The sequence below is a fragment of the Rhodococcus sp. BP-349 genome (assembly GCF_019835845.1).
GTDB lineage: Bacteria > Actinomycetota > Actinomycetes > Mycobacteriales > Mycobacteriaceae > Rhodococcoides.
In genome coordinates, this window is the sequence record NZ_JABUDR010000001.1 from 245,637 (window position 1) to 263,461 (window position 17,825).

Consider the following 17,825-nt stretch of genomic DNA (forward strand, 5'->3'; position numbering starts at 1 on the left):
TCCTCCCATGGCGGGAGTGTTCGAACGGCTGGTCGGTCAGCACGAGGTGGTCGCCGAGCTGTCCGACGCGGCGGCGGCTGCGCGCGAGGGTGACATCGGTTCCCGTATGACGCATTCGTGGCTGTTCACCGGGCCTCCCGGGTCCGGCCGTTCCATCGCCGCTGTCTGCTTCGCGGCTGCGCTGCAGTGCACGGATCCGGACGTCATCGGGTGCGGCCACTGCCACGCCTGCACCACCACCATGCACGGCACCCACGGCGACGTGCGCCGCATCGTGCCGCAGGGCCTCAGCATCTCGGTCAAGGAGATGCGCGAGGTGGTGCAGATGGCAGCGCGTCGACCCATCACGGGGACGTGGCAGATCGTGGTCATCGAGGACGCGGACAGGCTGGGTGAGCGCGCCTACAACGCGCTCCTCAAGGCGGTCGAGGAGCCGCCGGCCCGCACTATCTTCCTGCTCTGCGCACCGTCCGTGGATCCGGAGGACATCGCCGTCACCATCCGCTCGCGCTGCCGGCACGTGGCTCTGGTGACGCCCAAGCCCGCAGACATCGCGCGCGTGCTGCAGGAGAACGACGGCCTGGACGAGAAGACCGCCGCGTGGGCAGCCTCGGTGAGCGGCGGACACGTGGGCCGGGCCCGCCGCCTGGCGACGGACCCCGAGGCACGCGAGCGACGGCAGCGGGCACTGGGCATCGCCAAGGCGGCGCTCCGCCCCGCCACCCAGTACGCGGTGGTCGAGGAACTGGTGAAGGCCGCCGAGTCCGACGCGGTGCAGATCAACGCCGACCGCGACGAGCGGGAGACCGACGAACTGCGGACGTCCCTCGGCGCCGGCGGCACCGGCAAGGGTGCAGCGGGCGCGCTGCGCGGATCCGCCGGCGTGCTCAAGGAACTGGAACAGCGGCAGAAGTCGAGGCGCACTCGTACCGGTCGTGACTCGCTGGACCGGGCGCTGATCGACCTCGCCGGGCTGTACCGCGACGCTCTCGCACAGTCGTACGGCGCCTCGTCGACCATGACGCACCCCGACATGGAGGACCAGGCCCGCGGCCTCGCCTCGGTGTCGACTCCCGAGTCGTTGCTGCAGTGCATCGAGGCGATCCTCCGGTGCCGCGAAGCCCTGGAGATGAACGTCAAGCCCAAGTTCGCGGTCGACGCCATGGTCGCCACACTGGGCGCGGCGGCCCGCTGACCCCCGTTTTGGGTTCGGGCGGGGGGACCGGTTAAACTTGCGATGGCTCCTCAGGGAGCCGCGCCGCCTTAGCTCAGTCGGTAGAGCATTTCACTCGTAATGAAAAGGTCAAGAGTTCGATTCTCTTAGGCGGCTCCACAACGTACCCTGACCAGCGGTTATGCGATTCGCATGACCGCTTTTTCAGTTCTGGGTGTGCCCGAATGAAGTGCCGCAGGTCCGTGGAGTACACGGCGGCACCGCTCTGACCAGCAAGTATTCGGAACCGACCTTTTCATCCAGACTGTAAAGGTCCCCGGTCCCGGTGGCTCTGACCAGGGCTTTCAGTCTCGATGACACGACGGTGACACGACCCGTAACGCGACCCGTTGGAGGTGCGGACGTGCGCGGACTCACCGTGGTCCGATGTGGCGGTGCACCGCTGCCGTGCCGGGCCGCATCCGTGCGACATTTCTCGAGGTGTTCGTCGTCGAGGACGCACCCACCTCGTTCTGCTTGTCGATGGAGGATTCCGCCAACGAGTGCGGCGCCCTGGTCGCCGCGTTGACCGCCGCCGTCACCGACGCCCTGGTGGACCGGGCCACCGCCACCCCCGCGCAGGGATCGCTGCCGGCAGGTCGGCTGCGGGTGCCGGCGACCTATGCCCTCGACGAGGCCGCCAATGTCGTCCGGTGGCGGCAGCTACCGAACCTGTACAGCCACTTCGGGTCCCGCGGCATCACCGTCACCACCATCCTTCAGTTCTGGTCCCAAGGGGAGGAGTGCTTCGGTCAGGGCGGGATGAAGGAACCGTGGGGCGCCTCGACGATTCGCGTCTACGGCGGCGGCGGCGGCTCCACCGACGACGGCCGGTTCCTCGGGAACACCTCCGCCGCCCTCGGTGATCACTGGGAGATGAGCCAGACCGTCTCTACCCACTCGACTGGTCGGTCGAGCTCGCAGCAACGTCAGTAGATCCGCACCCTGCCCGCCGACGCTCTCGAGGCGATGCCGGCGGGGCGGGCGGTCCTGCGCGCTGCGAAATGCACGCCGGCGCTGATCGAGACGATGCCCTGGTACACCGGGCCGTTCGCAGGCGCCGTCGCCGACGCCCGGGTCCGCGCCGGCCAGGACCCCGCCGTGCATCTCGGCGCCGACGACCCGGATCCGGCGGACGCGACGTCGCTGCTTCCGTCCCCGACGAAGCATCCGGTCGCAGCGCCCCGGTCGGGAGCAGTGACCGTCTCGTGAGCGACGAGTTCGATCTCGACGCCGACATGGACAGCCTCCTCTCCTGCAGCAGCAACGCTACAGATCAGGTGTCCGGGAAACCGGGTCAAGCTCCAACCTATCGGCTACGCCCGCAGTACCGGGTCGAAATGCTCGACGACGGGGAACGCGAAAGCTCCCCGGACATCGTGTCCGGGGAGCCATGCCAGCAGGATCTACTTCGCTGAGACGCGCACGAGCTTCTTGTTCACGAACTCGTCCATGCCCCACGGGCCCAGTTCGCGGCCGACGCCGGAGCGCTTGACTCCGCCGAACGGCAGACCTGGCAGCGTGGTGCCGTGTTCGTTGACGAACGCCATGCCCACTTCGAGCTGCTCGGCCACGTCGCGGGCCTTGTCGAGGTCAGCGCTCCACACCGAGCCGCTGAGACCGTATGCGGAGGAGTTCGCCAATTCGATTGCCTGCTGCGCGCTTTCGACCTTGTAGATCACGCCGGCCGGTCCGAACAGCTCTTCGCTGTAGGCGCGCATGTCCGGGGTGACGTCGGTCAGCAATGTCGGCTGTACGTAGGCACCCGGTCCGTCGATCTTTTTACCGCCGGTCAGCAGCGTTGCGCCCTTGGCGACGGCGTCGTCGATCTGCTCGATCAGCGTGTCGGCGGCGATCTGCGACGACAGGGGTCCGAGGGTGGTCTTCGCGTCCAGCGGGTCGCCGGTCTGCACGGCTTCGAACGACGCGACGAGCTTGGTGACGAAGTCGTCGTAGACCTCCTCGGCGACCAGGATGCGCTTGGCGGCATTGCAGGCCTGGCCTGCGTTGGACAGCCGCGCCCGGGTAGCGGATTCGACGGTGGCGTCCATGTCGTCGGAGTCGAGCAGGATGAATACGTCCGATCCGCCGAGTTCGAGGACGACCTTCTTGAGGTTGCGTCCGGCCGTCTCGGCGACGGAGGTTCCGGCCCTCTCACTACCGGTGAGCGAGACGCCCTGGACGCGGGAGTCGGCGATCATGTCGGCGATCTGGTCGTTGGTCGCGAAGATGTTGATGTACGCGTCCTGGGGGAGTCCGGCCTGCTGGAAGATCTCCTCCATCAGCAGTGCCGACTGCGGGCAATTGGGTGCATGCTTGAGCAGAATCGTGTTGCCCACCATCAGGTTCGGGCCGGCGAACCGGGCAACCTGGTAGTACGGGAAGTTCCACGGCATGACGCCGACGAGAGCGCCCACCGGCTTACGCTGCAGCACAGTGTCTTCCGCGCCGGGTACGTCGAGCTTCTCGTCCTCGAGAAGCGACGGGCCGTGGTCGGCGTAGTAGCGGTAGATGTTCGACGACAGTTCCACCTCGCCCTGGGATTCGGTGAGGGGCTTGCCCATTTCGAGCGAGATCGTGCGGGCCAGTTCGTCGGAGCGCTCGGTGTAGAGATCGGCGACCTTGTGCAGGATGTCGGCGCGATGCTTCGGTGAGGTCTTGCGCCATGTCTGGAAACCGGCGTGTGCATCGGCAAGTGCACGCTCGACGCCGGCACCGTCGAGAGTCTCGAATTCCTTCACAGTTGTGCCGTCGGCAGGATTGACAGTCTTGTAGGTCGTCATACCCCGCTCAACCGTCGGGAGGGTGTCATTGTTCCGATTCGGGAAAATCGGATGCTCCGACGGTGGTCAAGGATGGGGCGGGGCGAAGTTGCGAAACCTTGTGGGCGTCCTACTGGTCGGTAACTTGGAACCCAGCGCTCGGGAAGCCTCTCGATGCCACGACAGTGACACATGTCGGTACGAACGGCCATGAACCGTCGTGAACCGGATCGGACGGTTGTGCTGTTCAGGCGGTGTTTCGCAACCCCAGGCGAACCCGCCTGAACGTCTATCGTCGTTCTCGTAATGAAAAGGTCAAGAGTTCGATTCTCTTAGGCGGCTCCACCTCGATCCAGTACCTGACCAGCCACGATGCTGGTCAGGTACTTGTGTTTTGTGAGGTTCACGGGTGTCAGAAAGACACCGAGGGACACATCTCGCACATCGAGTTGGTCTGCGCGATCATCACCCCTCGGAGCGCAACACCGTCATGGGTCGCGAGTGGCCGGCGAAGATCGCCGACTGCACGTCGCAGCGTCGGTGGGCGGTGAACCGCCCGCACCCGCTCGGTCGCGGCGTGCGGCCGTGGCACCGGACCATGGCAGTCCTGCAGCCACGGCCCGCACCAATACGCTGTGTCGAACCGGTGACCCGCGCCTCTCTCAGTCGAAGATCCGGCGACGGACATTGGTGTCCGCGAGGTCCACGAGTTCGTCGGCCCGGCCGGACAAGATCGTCCGAATGCCGTACAGCGTGAAGCCTTTTGCCTGTTCCAGAGTGATCTTGGGAGGGATGGAGAGTTCCTGCGCCGCGGTGACGACGTCGATGACGGCGGGACCGTCGTACGCGAACGCGTCGGTCAGGGCCGCCTCGAGATCCTGGGGCTTCTCCACTCGTCGGCCGAACATCCCCAAAGCCTGCGCCACCGCGGCGAAGTCGGGGTTCTTCAGGTCGGTGCCGTAGTTGACGATGCCGGCAGCCTTCATCTCGAGTTCGACGAAGTTCAGCGATGAATTGTCGAAGATGATGACCTTGACCGGCAGACCGCTCTGCATCAACGTGATCAGTTCACCGAAGCCCATCGTCAATCCACCGTCGCCGGCGAAGGCCACCACCTGCCGTCCGGGCTGCGCGGTCTGCGCACCGATCGCCAACGGGAGAGCGCAGGCCATCGACCCGTGATTGAACGACCCGAGCAGCCGACGTTTGCCGTTCATCGTCAGGTACCGGGCGGCCCACACGACAGGCGACCCGACGTCGACGGTGAAGACGGCGTCGTCGTCGGCCAGCTCGTTTGCCATGCGCGCCAGATACTCCGGCCGAATGGGTGTGCGGTGCCGGTCGTCCACGGCGAACGAATCGAGATTCTTGCGTGTCTTGCGGTAGTGCTTGACCGATGCGTCCAGATGCTTGCTGTCCGTCTTCGCGTGGATACGGGGGAGCAGAGCGTCCACGGTATCGGCGACGGTACCCACCAAGCCGACGTCCAGGGTCGCCCTGCGGCCCAGGTTCTGGCCACGGATGTCCACCTGGATGATCTTCGCGTCATCGGGGTAGAAGTTGCGGTACGGAAAATCGGTGCCCAGCATGAGAAGAACGTCGGCATGGGAGATCGCGCGGTACCCGGAGGCGAAGCCGAGCAGACCCGTCATTCCCACGTCGTAGGGATTGTCGTACTCGACGTGCTCCTTGCCGCGCAGTGCGTGCACGACCGGAGCCTGCAGGGCGCCGGCGATCTCGAGCAGTTGCCGATGCGCACCCGCTACACCGGCGCCGGCCAGAATGGTGATGTTGTCGGACGAGTTGAGAATCGACGCGGCCTCGTCGAGCGAGGCATCGTCGGGACGCACGTGGGACGTCGTCGCGCGGATGGCCGGGGTGGCCTTTCTCTGTTCGGCATGCGCCAGCAGCACTTCGCCCGGAACGACGACCACCGCGACTCCGCGTTCCTCGATCGCCGCGCGCATCGCCATCGCGAACACGTGTTCCGCCATCTCCGGGTCGCTGACGAGCTCGCAGAAGACGCTGCACTCCTGAAAGAGGTTCTGCGGGTGAGTTTCCTGGAAGTACTGCGATCCGATCTCGCTGCGCGGGATGTGCGCCGCGATCGCGAGCACGGGTACCCGGCTGCGGTGCGCGTCGAAGAGCCCGTTGATCAGGTGGAGATTGCCGGGACCGCAACTGCCGGCGCACACCGCGAGTTCGCCCGTGATCGCGGCGTCACCAGCAGCGGCGAAGGCCGCAGTCTCCTCGTTGCGGACGTGCTGCCACGTCATGCCGTCGTTCCGGCGGATCGCGTCGGTGAAGCCGTTCAACGAATCGCCCGGAAGACCGTAGACGTGGGTCACGCCACTCTCGGTCAGGGTCTGCACGAAATGGTCTGCGACGGTCGCCATGGCGAACAGTATGCGCCGGATCAGCGCCCGAAGCGTGGTGGAACGGGTAACCGTCCAGCCTCGCGTTCTAGCCCGCGGCATCCGTCCGTGCTGGAGCCTGCCGCACCGAGAACAGGTTGCCGAACGGGTCGAGCAGCTGGCACAGACGTTCACCGGTGAAGACCGTCTTGGGTCCCCGGTGCGCAACCGCTCCGTGGGCTGTCCAGTCCGCGACGATCGCATCCACGTCGGTCACGGTCCAGTAGGCGGAGACTCCGGCCGGCCCCGACGAGTTGTAGTCGTCGTTCTCGTGCAGTGTTAGCCGCACCCCGTCGATGTCGAAGGCCACCAGTGCCCCGCCCCGCTGGATCGGTGTACGACCCAGCCGGGCGGAGTACCACTCGACTGCGGCCTCGAGATCGTCGACGAAGTAGAAGACGTTGCCGACCGGCCCGAGGACGAGGGGGGTGGTCATCGGGCGAGGAAGTCGAGGATGTCTGCGTCCAGTGCCTTCTGGTAGTCGCCGTAGATGCCGTGCGGTGCGCCCGGGTACACCTTGAGCGTGCCGTCCCGGACGAGGTCGATGGACTTCAGGGCCGCCGCCGCGATGGGGACGATCTGGTCGTCGTCACCCTGGGCGATGAAGATCGGGACCGTCAGCGCCTTCAGGTCCTCGGTGAAGTCGGTCTCGGAGAACGCCTTCACACAGTCGTAGGCGGCAGCAAGGTTGACGAGCATTCCCTGACGCCAGAAGTCGTCGATCGCGCCCTGCGAGACCGCGGCGCCGTCACGGTTCGCGCCGAAGAACGGCTGCGCGAGGTCCTGGTAGAACTGCGAGCGGTCGGTCAGCACGGCGTCGCGGATGTCGTTCAGTGCCTCGATCGGGGTGCCCTCCGGGTTGGACTCCGACTTCAGCATGATGGGCGGGACGGCGCCGGCAGTGATGACGCGGGCGACGCGGGATCCGCCGTGCTGGGCGGCGTAGCGGACGACTTCGCCGCCGCCGGTCGAGTGGCCGATCAACGTCAGTTCCTGCAGATCCAGAGCCTCGACGAGCTCGGCGAGGTCACGGGCGTAGGTGTCCATGTCGTTGCCGGTATAGGTCTTGGACGACCGGCCGTGTCCGCGGCGATCGTGGGCGATGGCCCGGTAGCCGGCGTCGGCAAGGAGTTTCAGCTCGACCTGCCAGGCATCCGACGACAGTGGCCATCCGTGGCTCAGCAGCACGGGCTTTCCGGTGCCCTGCTCGGTGTAGTAGATCTCGGTTCCGTCGGTGGTGGTGATGTAGGGCATGGCGACCTCCAGTTTTCGTGGGTTCCGATCAGTGGCTGACGACAACGTTCCTGCACGCCTGACCGGGGGTCGTCACGTCCGGCCGGGGTCTCGCACTACCGGTCGGCCGGTACGCCGAACAGGTGTTCCTCCTTCTCGGTCGCACCGGTCACCGTGTAGGACAGAGCCTCGGTCATCCGCTGGTGATCCGACTCGGTCCAGCGCTCACGGTGCTGCCGCTCGAGATCGCCCCATGACCGGGCGGTGAACTGCTCGACACGCAGAGACGGGTCCTCGCCGGCTCTGAACAGTCCCCAGGAGTACCCGCCGGTCCGGCGGCGGGCTTTCCCGACGGCCGCCATGGCGCGGTCGAAGTCGGTCGTCGAGTCGGGCCGCACCCGGTAGGTCACCGAGACGACCACCGGGCCGTCGTCGGGTTCGGGTTCGAACATCACCATGGGTGTCGGCCACGCCGTCGACACTCCGCGCGGCAGCGTGCCGGTGTCGGCGCGCAGAGGCAGGACCGTGACGCTGGCGGCGGTGACCACCAACAGCACCGCCGAGATCAGCAGCGCCGCGGCGAAACCGACGTGCGACGCGACCAGACCCCAGACGAACGAGCCCAGCGCCTGGGAGCCCATGAACACCAACAGGTAGATCGACATCCCCCGAGCTCTCACCCAGTGCGCGAGAGAGAGCTGAATCGCCGCGTTGAGAGTGGTCAGGGTGGCGATCCACGCGGCGCCCGACAGCAGCAGCAACGGGACGGCCGCGCCGGCGGGGAGGTAGGCCACGGCGACGACGCCGACGGCATAGGTCACCGCGGACAGTGCCAGCACGGCATTGCCCGACATCCTCTGTCGCAACCGCGGGTAGAGCGCCACGCCGGACACGGCGCCGACACCGAGCATTCCCAGGACGAGCCCGTACCCCGACGCGCCGAAGTGCAGGTGGCGCGACGAGGCCAGGGGCAGCAGGGCCCACAGCGCCGATGCCGGGAACGCGAACAGGGCCGAGCGCAGCAGGATCCGGCGCACGATCGGTGCGGACTGCATGTAGTGCAGCCCGGTCAGCATGGACCTGCCGAGGCGCTCTCGGTCGACGGATCGATCGTCTGCGGGATGACGCCACCACACGAGCGCGCCGATGATGACGACGAACGTCAGGGCGTTGATGGCGAACACCGCGGCGGGTCCGGCCGCAGCCACGATCACGCCGCCGATGGCCGGGCCGACGGCGCGCGCACCGTTCACGGTCACGCCGCCCAGGGCGGATGCTGCCGGGATCTGTTCGGCCGGCACCAGTTCGGGTTGTATGGCCTGCCATGCGGGAGACGACAGCGCAGAGCCGCACCCCAGCAGGAACGTCATCGCCAGCAACATCACCGGGGTCAGCACGTCGGTGAAGGCGAGCACCGCGGTGGCCGTCGCGGCGATGGCGGTGTACGTGCTGATCGCGATCAACAACCTGCGCCGATCGAGCAGATCGGCGAGTCCGCCGGCGAGGAGGGCGAAGAACAAGGTGGGCAGCAGGCTGGCCGTCTGCACGAGGGCGACAACCGTCGCGCTGCTGTTCTGCTCCACCAGGAACCACTGTGATCCCACCGTCTGCATCCACAGGCCGATGTTCGACACCAGCTGAGCGATGAACAGCGTGCGATACACCCGGCCACGCAGCGGCGCCCACGCCGACGACGAGTGGGTGTCGGGGCCTGCGGCGAGGTCGGCGGTCATGGGTGGACCTTCCGGTCGGTCGATGCGTGCGCGGTGGCGACGATGCCGCCAGGAATATCACGATGACCGGCCGGTGTCGAGACGGCGAAAGCCCGGGTTGTCGCGACCGCCCGGATCGCTCAGATGCTCGGCCGACACCGGTGCGTCGCGCGGGGGTGGCTCGACGACCTTCATCGGAAGGAAGAAGTACCACCCGGATGTCAGCGCGTGGCGATTTCGCGACGGGTCGTCAGTGCGCTCGGTCATAGGTCGGAGATGTGGTCCGGTGACCAGAGTGCGTCCTGATACTGCTGGGACACATCGCTGTGTCCTCTGGCCAGTCGTTCCGTCACAGCCTGGGCCTGGAACTGGACCGCGTGGCGACGACTACCGAGATATTGGGTCATCCTCGGCGTCGAGACCGGCCCCTACGGGCGAGTTCGAAGTTCCCTACGGATCAGTGCACGTCGTGCCTTGCGATCCCTACTCATGGCCGACCGAGTGCGCTCCTTCGACGATCCAGCCACGACGCAGTGCCATGAATGGCCCACTCCAGGAGGGAGGCGGTACTGCCGAAATATTCCATAGCGATGTATCGATGTGGACGGTCTGCGCATCTTTCGTCGTTCTCGAGATGGGGGGTCGAGTATTCGATCACCCGGGTGGCGGCTCATGACCGACTCGACAGCGGTCATGCATCTCGCACAACTGTTGTCGTTGTCACGTGAGTCGCGACTACAGGCCGTGGGAGGAACGAACCACGGTCGAATTCGGTCGGAGCAGGCACCTCTGTCCGATGGCCCGCCGTACCACCTCAGACTCGCTCACCCGCGTCTTCCCCACGACTGCGACTCTCCCGTCGAGGAACGACTCTGCGGTACCTGCCAGGGATTTTCGTCACGAATCGGCGCTGGCAACCAATCTTGGAGAAAAGCCTGGAAAGCAACCGGCCGAAGAAACCTGGAGGTCGCAGCTGTTCCCACTGCAGTGTGCAGTGGATTCGTCGTGGACGGGTACGGCCCGCCATGTTGCTGAGCGGGCGTCACCGCGACACCGGTAGGCCAGTCATTAAGTAGCAGGCGACCGGTCTTGGCCTGTAGAGCGGGCAGCAGTGACGCGACGAGTTCCGCGTCGGACTCCTCTGCGTGCAAGGACGTCGTGAGCGACCCCTCGAGGTAAGTGGCGAGAGAATGCAATTGGTTCGATCCTTTGTATTCGACGATCACCGCGAAGGGCCCGAACGCCTCCGCCCTGATATTCTTGTGATGCTTCTCGAACTCGCGGAAGTCCACCTTCATCAGGCCCGGTTGCGGCACCCCGCCCACCGACTCGGATTCCACCAACACTTTGCCGTTGACGCTCTCGGACAATGCCCGGACGCGTTCGTCGAATCCGCTCGTGATCGAAGCTGTCAACAATGGTCCGGTCGCGACGGACCTAGCGGTGGCGACCAGGCGGTCTTCCAAGCCGTGGCCGGCGGGCATGAACACCAGGCCTGGTTTTGTGCAGAATTGCCCGTTGCCGAGGGTGTACGAGGCCACGAAGCCTTCGATGATCTGTTCTCCCCTAGTGTCCATAGCCGCCTGAGTCACGATCACAGGGTTGATGCTGCCGAGCTCGCCGTAGAACGGGATCGGACGCGTGCGATGGGCAGCGACGTCGGCCAGGAGCAGTCCGACGCGAACGGATCCGGTGAAGGTGCCCACGTCGACACGGTCATCGGCGAGTGCCTGCGTACCTGCCTCCTGCCCGTGTATGACTGCGAAAGTGCCGGAGGGCGCGTCAGTTTCGGCAAGAGCATCTGTCACGATACCGCCGGTGAGGTCCGACAACTGCGGATGCCCGGGGTGCGCCTTGACGATGACCGGGCATCCCGAGGCCAGCGCGGAGGCGGTGTCACCGCCAGCGACCGAGAAAGCGAATGGAAAATTGCTCGCGGCGAAATTGAGTAACACGCCGATCGGGGTATTCATTCGCCGAATGTCCGATCGGGGTCCTGATCCAAAATCAGGGTCTTCCACATCGATGCGGGCATCGTAGAGTCGACCGGACCGAGCTTCCTCGGCGAACATGCGCAACTGCATGGTCGTACGCCTGAGCTCTCCTCGTAGCCGCCCCTCGGGCAGATGCGTTTCGGCGAGACCGAGCGCGACGAGTTCATCCGCCGACGAGTCCAGTCGATCGGCGACCGTGGTCAACTGCGCGTATCGAGTGGACGGCTTCTGGCCCGCCAGTTCGGTCTTGGCCTCATGGGCCGCCTGCAGAATGGACTCGAGACCCGATGGTGAAGTGTTGTCTGTGGTGGACGGCATGGCTTCGTTCCTCTATCCGCGTCGGGTCGGTTGGCGTGAGTTGATCTTTCGGGCGGCGACGCGATGCGGTAGAGCAATGACGTCGATGGACCCGTTCGGTGAGGCAACGAGGATCTCCGACGCGACGCCAGTGAACATTCCGTTCTCGGCGACTCCTGGAATCAGGTTGAGGCTGGTGTCGAGGACTGCCTTGTCGGTGATTCTGCCGAGGTGGGCGTCGAGGATGAAATTGCCGTTATCAGTGACGACGGGCTCACCATGACGATGACGGCGATCTATCAGGAAGTTCGAGTAGCCCAAGTCCTGCAAGAGTGCGGCGACGGACCGCTGCGTCGCTTTCCATCCATGAGTAACCACCTCTATCGGCAGCGGAAAAGCGCCGAGCGTGTCGACAAGCTTCGTGTCGTCGGCGATGCACACCATTCTGGTCGACGCTTCGGCGACCATACGCTCCCACAGTAGGCAGGCACCACCGCCCTTTATCATGTCTCCGTCGTGGTCGACTTCGTCGGGTCCGTCCAACGTAACGTCGAGAGGCCGATCCAGTTCATTGATGTCAACCAGGGTGATGCCGACCGACAGGGCAAGATCACGCGTGGAGTTGGACGTGGGAACGCCGATGACCTCGAGCCCATCGGCGACTTTCTCGCCGAGCGCGCGTACGAACCATGCTGAAGTGGTGCCTGACCCGAGACCGAGGCGTGCGCCGTCGTGAGCGTAGCGCTCCACGGCGGCGCGCCCGACCGCATACTTCGCGGCGTCCTGCGGTGTTTCGGTGGTGTACATCGGATCTACCTCTCGGGTGTCGTGATGGGGAACAGGTCGTTGAACGAGGTGAGCACGAAGTCTGCGGACACGTCGGACTCTCCCCAGCTCATGTGCGCATACGGAATGCCAGCCCCGGTGGCCGTGGCTTCGTCTATCGCGGTGTCTCCCACGTAGAGAACACGGGAGCCACCGATGCCCATTGCCGCGATGGTCTCCAGCAGATGTGCTGGATGTGGCTTGGGAGCTGCCACGGTGTCGGATCCAATGACGGCATCGAAGCAATTACGCACGCCGAGAGTCTCGAGTACGGACTCGGCGATGGCGGTGCGCTTGTTGGTGCAGACGCCCAACCGCACCCCTCGCTCCTGTAGCGAAGTCAGTACGGTTCCTGCCGTGTCCAAGAGAACGGTCCGATCGGCAGGCCTGGCGAGGTAGTTGGTCGAGTATGCAGTGAGGATTTTTTCGAAGGTATTGCCCGAGACCGTTGTTCTCGACGCAGCGAGGCACTTTTCCACGAGCTTTCGAGGACCACCACCGAGAGCCGCCGCAACCTGCTCGACGGTGACGCGGCCGTGACCGTGTGAGTCGAGCGCGGCGTTCAATGCGGCAGCGATATCGGCGGAACCGTCGATGAGTGTCCCGTCCAAATCGAAGATGATCGAATCGAAGCCCGTCATACTGCTCTCGCTCTCTCTATGTCGTCGTAAACGTCGACGAAGTGGGCATGCAATCGTCGATGTCCGGAGAACACGGCCTCGTAGGTGTGATGCGCATGTGTATCGGGCCGATAGGTGGACAACACCTTCACATGATTGAATGCCTCGTCTGCTGACCCCCACGTACCGCAACCGATTCCGGCTATCACAGCCGCGCCGTAAGCACCGCCCTCTGCTCCTCCGGTCGTCGTCACCACAGATATGCCGAAGACATCTGCCATTGTCCGAAGCCAGAAGGGATGGCGCGTCGCGCCACCCGACGCGATGATGCGATCGCAGGAAATTCCCATCTCGCGAAAAGTCTCGACGATCTCGCGCATGTTGAGCAGTGCGCCCTCGATTACTGATCGGGCCATATGTGCCAGGCCGTGGCGGTTACCCAGACCGACCCATGCGGCGCTCGCAGACGGCGCATAATGCGGCGCACGTTCACCGGCAAGGAACGGGAGGAAGAGCAGCCCGTCCGACCCGATAGGGGCCGTACTTGCAAGTTCGACCAGCTCGCCCACCGACATCGAGTCCGCACCCGGCACCGTCCGCAGCGCCGAGCTGAGCCACTGCATACCGCCTGCAGCGGAGAGGGATACCCCCATCACATGCCAGCGGTCGGGGAGGTTGTAACACGACACCTGAACCGAGCCGGCCGTGTTGTCAGGGCAGAAGTCCGACGCGGCTGCGATTATTCCAGCGGTGCCGAGTGTGACGCCGATATCCCCCGGCCCGGTTATCGCCATTGATGCGGTCTGAATGACGGCATCGCCTCCGCCTCCGTAGACCTCGACGTCTGGCGAGATGTTCCAGGCGCGCGCCAGCTCCGGGCGCAGTGTGCCTGTGGGCGAACCGGACTCGACGACGCTGGGCAGTGCTCGCGCATCGAGGCCTACCGCATCGATCATTACCTGCGACCACTGCTTCTTTCGCACATCGAACAAGCCGGTTCCGGACGCGTCGGAGACATCTGTGACGAACTGCGCGTTCATCCGCCAGCGCAGGTAGTCCTTGGGATTGAGCACATGAGCGATCGAGGCGAAGGCGGTCGGCTCGTGGTCACGCACCCAGGCAATCTTCCCTGCTGTGAAGCCCGTGATCATGCGGTTGTCTATCGCGTCGATCACCGCCTGCGGTCCGCCGACGGCGCGGGTGATGAGTTCGCATTCCCGTTCACAGCGTTGGTCGTTCCATAGAATCGCACGGCGCACCACCGTGTGGTCGGCGGCGAGTGCGACCAGACCGTGCATCTGGGCACTCAGGCCGATGGCCACCACTTCTGATCCTGCCGCGGGCAGCGCCGCGATCACCTCACGGACGCACTCATCGGTTGCGCGCCACCATTGTTCTGGTTCCTGTTCGGACCACCCCGGGTGCGCACTGTGAAGCGGATAGTCCCTACTTGCCACGGCGACGACCGAGCCGGTCGTGTCAACAGCAACGACCTTGCACGACGAAGTGCCGAGGTCGATTCCGATCTGAAGCGAAGTGTTGTCCATGATCAGCTCCCGTACCGGATACGGAGATGCTTGTACTGCAGGTAGTTTTCGAGGCCTTCCTTGCCGTGCTCGGTCCCGAAACCACTACCCTTCCGCCCGCCGTAGGGTGCGTTCATGATGCCCGCGTCGACATTGTTGACTGCCACATTGCCAAAATCCAAGAGGCGACCCAGCTCATGGGTCTGTTCCAGGTCTCGTGTGAAGACATATGCCGCCAGACCCGAGTCGGTGCCGTTAGCCATCTCGACGGCTGTGTCGAGATCCGTATAGCGCATGACTCCGACGACAGGACCGAATGTCTCGTCCTGCATCAGCACCATGTCATCGGTGCACTCCGCCACGACAGTGGGTTGGTGGAAATGACCGGGGCCCAGATCAGGAAGCAGTGCGCCCCCGACCGTGACGCGCCCGCCTTTGTCCCGCGCATCGTCGATGTGCTTCACGACGACGTCCAATCCGGCGCGCGTCGCCATGGCTCCGACGTCGACCCCCTCGGTCATCCCGTTCCCGGTCACGAGCGTCTCGACCGCCGCCGTGAGACCGTCGACGAACTCGTCGTAAACAGAATCGTGCGCGTAGATGCGATTGACGGCGATACAGATCTGTCCTGCGTTGCGGAACCCGCGGCGGGCGGCGCCGGTCACCGCTGCGGCGACATCGGCCTTGTCGGTGACGATCATCGGACAGGTGCCGCCGAGTTCCATCGTCAGCGGTTTGGCCGTCGGAACGCTTCTGGCGATCGCGGCACCGGTGGACGTGGAGCCGGTGAACGCTACCTTGTCGACACCGCGGTGGGCGACGAGTGCCGATCCGGCGCGACCGTGCCCGAACACCAGATTTGCTACACCCGCTGGCAGGCCGACTGAACCGATGATGTCGAACAGCAAAGCTGGTGACAAGGAGGCGAATTGGGACGGCTTCACCACGATGGCGCAACCCGCCGCGACTGCGGCGCACAATTTCCAGCCGATCAGCTCCAGCGGATAGTTCCATGGCGTGATGGCACCGACCACTCCGACCGGCTCACGGTAGATCTGACTCGAATAGCCATCGGAGTCGTTGGGAACAATGTCCCCATACACGCGCGTAGCTTCCTCCGCGTAGAAGTGAAATGCGGCCGCCAGCTTCGTGACTTCGCTGGTGGCCTCGCTGATCGTCTTGCCCATCTCGGCTGTGACCGCCTCGGCCAGTTCGCGTTGGCGGGAGCTCACCCCGTCGCCGATCGCATGAAGGTAGCGGGCTCTCACCGCCGGATTGACGAAGCGCCACGTGCGGAACGCTCGACGAGCGGCGTGGACTGCGGCATCGACATCGCGCTCCGTCGATGCCGGTGCCCGGACCAGTGGTTCCCCCGTCGCGGGATCGACCGCGTCGAAGTAGTCGTCAGCGGTGCACCAGCCGCCGTCGATGTAGTTCTCGACGGTGCGAGTTCCGTTCATGATGTGCTCACCCCCGGTGAGGTAGTGCGGGTTCTTGAATTGTTGACGCAGCATCTCAATGGCTCTCGTCGGGCTGCGCGGCCGGCTTCCTCTGCAGCCAGGCGCTGCAACGCCTGTAATGACTGAAGTGAGTAGAACGCCGCATGCGGGGTCAAGATCGCGTGGGGATGCGACCGAAGACCATGATCACGGGGGAGGGGCTCGGGGTCGAACACGTCGAGTCCTACGCCCGCGAGCTGTCCTGCATTCAGGGCCGCGAGGACGTCGTTCTGGTCGAGAAGCGATCCGCGAGAGGTGTTGACAATGTAGGATCCGAACGGCATTTTCGCGATCTTCTGCGCATCGACGATCTTTTTGGTGTCGGGCGTGGCCGGCGCATGAAGCGACAGTACATTCGAGCGTCGAAACAGCTGTTCCAGATCAACGAGTTCCACCCCTGCGTCCTCAGCGCGTTTCGTGTCGGCGAAGGGGTCGTACGCGATGACCTCAAAGCCGAATGGAGCGAGCCTCGCGGCTACGGCCATCCCGATGCGCCCCGTCCCCAACAGGCCGACTGTGGTTGATGTCGAAGAGAGGATCGGAGCGAAGTGTGTCGCAGAGACCCAGTCGCCTGCGGTGACGACTCGATCGAATAGTGTCACTTTGCGCAGAAGCATGAGGGCGAGCGTCACCGCATGGTCGGCTACGGTGTCCCCACCGTAGTCCGGTACGTTGCACACCGATACACCGAGTCGATCGGCAGCATCGAGATCGACGTTGTCGTAACCGATTCCGTACCGTATGACTACGCCGCCGCGGTTCATCGCCTTCAGTACGCGCTCGTTCATCGGCGCAAAGTTGACCAGCACCACGTCCGCGCCCGTCACCGCCGACACGGCTTCGTCCTCGGTGCAAGCGTCGAACACTTCGAATTCTGCGTCGACGTCATCCGCGATGCGGCGTTCGGTGAGTACGTTCTCGAACGCATGGTCCGTCACCACTATGCGCACGTCAGGCCCCCACCCTTGTCACGAGGCCACGGCTGGTGAGATTGCCGATGAGGCTGCGGAGTCCGAACTCCCACCGCGCTGCTTGCTCCGACTCGTTGACGCGGTTCACGAGCATGCCCAACCGTGGACTCGAGATACGCACGACGTCCCGAACATGGTGGGTGAAACCCATCGACTTCCCATCGCGGTCCTGCGTTGGCGAGAACAGCGTTCCGGTGTACAACACGATCCCGTCCGGGTATTGGTGCGAGCTTCCAACCGTGTAGTCGGCCAGGGCTTCGATGTCCCGCGAGATCTCGCGCATGTAGCTCACGCCGTCGAGTGAGAAACCGTCGTCTTCCCCCAACACCTGCAGTCGAACCTCTGCGGATCGCACATCATCGAGTCCGAACTTCTCGTCCAGTAGACGGATGAACGGCCCGAGCGCGGCAGAAGCGTTATTGTCCTTCGCTTTAGGCAGCAGTAGGGCAGATCGTCCCTCGACATCGCGGAGATTCACGTCGTTCCCGAGCATTGCCCCGACGATCCGCCCGGTCGAGGTGATCGCCAGGGCGACCTCTGGTTCGGGGTTGTTCCAGGATGACACCGAGGCGACCCCGATCTCTTGGCCGCACCCCACCGCAGACAACACGGGCGCTTTGGTGAAGATCTCTGGATCGGGTCCGAGTCCCACTTCGAGATACTGCGACCACAGTCCGCGGCTGACCATACTTTCTTTGAGGGCGGCGGCCTCAGTGCTACCGGGGACGATCGAACCGAGCGTGGAGCCCACCAGCTGTT

The 17,825-nt window shown here is 64.7% G+C and carries 16 protein-coding genes and 2 tRNA genes; 6 read left to right on the top strand and 12 right to left on the bottom strand.

All coding sequences use genetic code 11. From position 1 onward, the window contains the following. Positions 1-7: 7 nt before the first annotated feature. The 5 genes from HQ325_RS01145 (at position 8) to HQ325_RS01165 (ending at position 2,631) form a co-directional block, all read left to right on the top strand. On the top strand, positions 8-1,195 hold the full coding sequence (locus tag HQ325_RS01145; protein WP_222626354.1) for a DNA polymerase III subunit delta': 1,188 nt from the start codon (positions 8-10) through the stop codon (positions 1,193-1,195). Between the two features lie 62 nt (positions 1,196-1,257). Continuing rightward, positions 1,258-1,333 (top strand) — tRNA-Thr (locus HQ325_RS01150). Positions 1,334-1,600: 267 nt separating this feature from the next. Beyond that, positions 1,601-2,149: a TraM recognition domain-containing protein gene (locus HQ325_RS01155; protein ID WP_222626355.1), complete on the top strand. Its 549-nt coding sequence runs from the start codon at positions 1,601-1,603 to the stop codon at positions 2,147-2,149. A gap of 33 nt (positions 2,150-2,182) precedes the next feature. Beyond that, complete coding sequence (locus HQ325_RS01160; RefSeq protein WP_222626356.1) at positions 2,183-2,425, top strand: hypothetical protein; 243 nt, start codon at positions 2,183-2,185, stop codon at positions 2,423-2,425. Further along, positions 2,422-2,631, top strand: a complete 210-nt coding sequence (locus HQ325_RS01165; protein ID WP_222626357.1) for a hypothetical protein — start codon at positions 2,422-2,424, stop codon at positions 2,629-2,631. The genes HQ325_RS01160 and HQ325_RS01165 overlap by 4 nt, the downstream gene beginning before the upstream one ends. Here the strand turns inward: HQ325_RS01165 and HQ325_RS01170 are convergent. Next, positions 2,620-3,996, bottom strand: a complete 1,377-nt coding sequence (locus HQ325_RS01170) for an NAD-dependent succinate-semialdehyde dehydrogenase (RefSeq protein WP_222626358.1) — start codon at positions 3,994-3,996, stop codon at positions 2,620-2,622. The two genes, HQ325_RS01165 and HQ325_RS01170, sit on opposite strands and share 12 nt — an antisense overlap. Positions 3,997-4,252: 256 nt before the next feature. On the opposite strand from HQ325_RS01170, the gene HQ325_RS01175 reads away from it, so the two are divergent. Then, positions 4,253-4,320 (top strand) — tRNA-Tyr (locus HQ325_RS01175). 317 nt (positions 4,321-4,637) lie between these two features. On the opposite strand, the gene poxB is transcribed toward HQ325_RS01175, so the two are convergent. The 11 genes from poxB to HQ325_RS22270 all read right to left on the bottom strand — a co-directional run bounded on the left by poxB (position 4,638) and on the right by HQ325_RS22270 (position 17,817). After that, complete coding sequence (gene poxB, locus HQ325_RS01180; protein ID WP_222626359.1) at positions 4,638-6,371, bottom strand: ubiquinone-dependent pyruvate dehydrogenase; 1,734 nt, start codon at positions 6,369-6,371, stop codon at positions 4,638-4,640. A gap of 67 nt (positions 6,372-6,438) precedes the next feature. Continuing rightward, positions 6,439-6,825 carry a VOC family protein gene (locus HQ325_RS01185; RefSeq protein ID WP_222626360.1) on the bottom strand — a complete coding sequence of 129 codons (387 nt, stop codon included), beginning with the start codon at positions 6,823-6,825 and terminating at the stop codon, positions 6,439-6,441. Beyond that, positions 6,822-7,643, bottom strand: coding sequence for an alpha/beta fold hydrolase (locus HQ325_RS01190; protein WP_222626361.1), 822 nt, complete (start codon positions 7,641-7,643; stop codon positions 6,822-6,824). The genes HQ325_RS01185 and HQ325_RS01190 overlap by 4 nt, the downstream gene beginning before the upstream one ends. Positions 7,644-7,738: 95 nt before the next feature. Next, a complete protein-coding gene (locus tag HQ325_RS01195; protein WP_222626362.1) occupies positions 7,739-9,355 on the bottom strand; it encodes an MFS transporter in 1,617 nt (538 codons plus the stop codon). An 803-nt stretch (positions 9,356-10,158) separates the two neighbouring features. Further along, positions 10,159-11,646 carry an aldehyde dehydrogenase (NADP(+)) gene (locus HQ325_RS01200; protein WP_222626363.1) on the bottom strand — a complete coding sequence of 496 codons (1,488 nt, stop codon included), beginning with the start codon at positions 11,644-11,646 and terminating at the stop codon, positions 10,159-10,161. A gap of 12 nt (positions 11,647-11,658) precedes the next feature. Beyond that, entirely contained in the window at positions 11,659-12,432 is a 774-nt protein-coding gene (gene rpiA, locus HQ325_RS01205; protein WP_222626364.1) for a ribose-5-phosphate isomerase RpiA, read from the bottom strand. 5 nt (positions 12,433-12,437) lie between these two features. Then, positions 12,438-13,091 carry an HAD family hydrolase gene (locus tag HQ325_RS01210; RefSeq protein WP_222626365.1) on the bottom strand — a complete coding sequence of 218 codons (654 nt, stop codon included), beginning with the start codon at positions 13,089-13,091 and terminating at the stop codon, positions 12,438-12,440. Further along, the gene (gene xylB, locus HQ325_RS01215; RefSeq protein ID WP_222626366.1) at positions 13,088-14,617 is read right to left on the bottom strand and encodes a xylulokinase; all 1,530 of its coding nucleotides are present in this window, start codon (positions 14,615-14,617) and stop codon (positions 13,088-13,090) included. The genes HQ325_RS01210 and xylB overlap by 4 nt, the downstream gene beginning before the upstream one ends. A gap of 2 nt (positions 14,618-14,619) precedes the next feature. After that, a complete protein-coding gene (locus HQ325_RS01220; RefSeq protein WP_261777615.1) occupies positions 14,620-16,110 on the bottom strand; it encodes an aldehyde dehydrogenase in 1,491 nt (496 codons plus the stop codon). After that, positions 16,053-17,045, bottom strand: a complete 993-nt coding sequence (locus tag HQ325_RS01225) for a C-terminal binding protein (protein ID WP_222626367.1) — start codon at positions 17,043-17,045, stop codon at positions 16,053-16,055. Before HQ325_RS01225 ends, HQ325_RS01220 begins: the two co-directional genes overlap by 58 nt. Before the next feature lies 1 nt (position 17,046). Then, positions 17,047-17,817: a fumarylacetoacetate hydrolase family protein gene (locus HQ325_RS22270; protein ID WP_261777616.1), complete on the bottom strand. Its 771-nt coding sequence runs from the start codon at positions 17,815-17,817 to the stop codon at positions 17,047-17,049. Positions 17,818-17,825 lie beyond the last annotated feature (8 nt).

Bases quoted from the DNA above. Each gene is read 5' to 3' on its own strand.
- HQ325_RS01145 (WP_222626354.1), top strand. From the start codon at position 8: ATGGCGGGAGTGTTCGAACGGCTGGTCGGTCAGCACGAGGTGGTCGCC.
- HQ325_RS01155 (WP_222626355.1), top strand. From the start codon at position 1,601: ATGTGGCGGTGCACCGCTGCCGTGCCGGGCCGCATCCGTGCGACATTT.
- HQ325_RS01200 (WP_222626363.1), bottom strand. From the start codon at position 11,646: ATGCCGTCCACCACAGACAACACTTCACCATCGGGTCTCGAGTCCATT.
- HQ325_RS01190 (WP_222626361.1), bottom strand. From the start codon at position 7,643: ATGCCCTACATCACCACCACCGACGGAACCGAGATCTACTACACCGAG.
- HQ325_RS01195 (WP_222626362.1), bottom strand. From the start codon at position 9,355: ATGACCGCCGACCTCGCCGCAGGCCCCGACACCCACTCGTCGTCGGCG.
- HQ325_RS01210 (WP_222626365.1), bottom strand. From the start codon at position 13,091: ATGACGGGCTTCGATTCGATCATCTTCGATTTGGACGGGACACTCATC.
- HQ325_RS01220 (WP_261777615.1), bottom strand. From the start codon at position 16,110: ATGCTGCGTCAACAATTCAAGAACCCGCACTACCTCACCGGGGGTGAG.
- poxB (WP_222626359.1), bottom strand. From the start codon at position 6,371: ATGGCGACCGTCGCAGACCATTTCGTGCAGACCCTGACCGAGAGTGGC.
- HQ325_RS01170 (WP_222626358.1), bottom strand. From the start codon at position 3,996: ATGACGACCTACAAGACTGTCAATCCTGCCGACGGCACAACTGTGAAG.
- HQ325_RS01160 (WP_222626356.1), top strand. From the start codon at position 2,183: ATGCCGGCGGGGCGGGCGGTCCTGCGCGCTGCGAAATGCACGCCGGCG.
- xylB (WP_222626366.1), bottom strand. From the start codon at position 14,617: ATGGACAACACTTCGCTTCAGATCGGAATCGACCTCGGCACTTCGTCG.
- HQ325_RS01185 (WP_222626360.1), bottom strand. From the start codon at position 6,825: ATGACCACCCCCCTCGTCCTCGGGCCGGTCGGCAACGTCTTCTACTTC.
- rpiA (WP_222626364.1), bottom strand. From the start codon at position 12,432: ATGTACACCACCGAAACACCGCAGGACGCCGCGAAGTATGCGGTCGGG.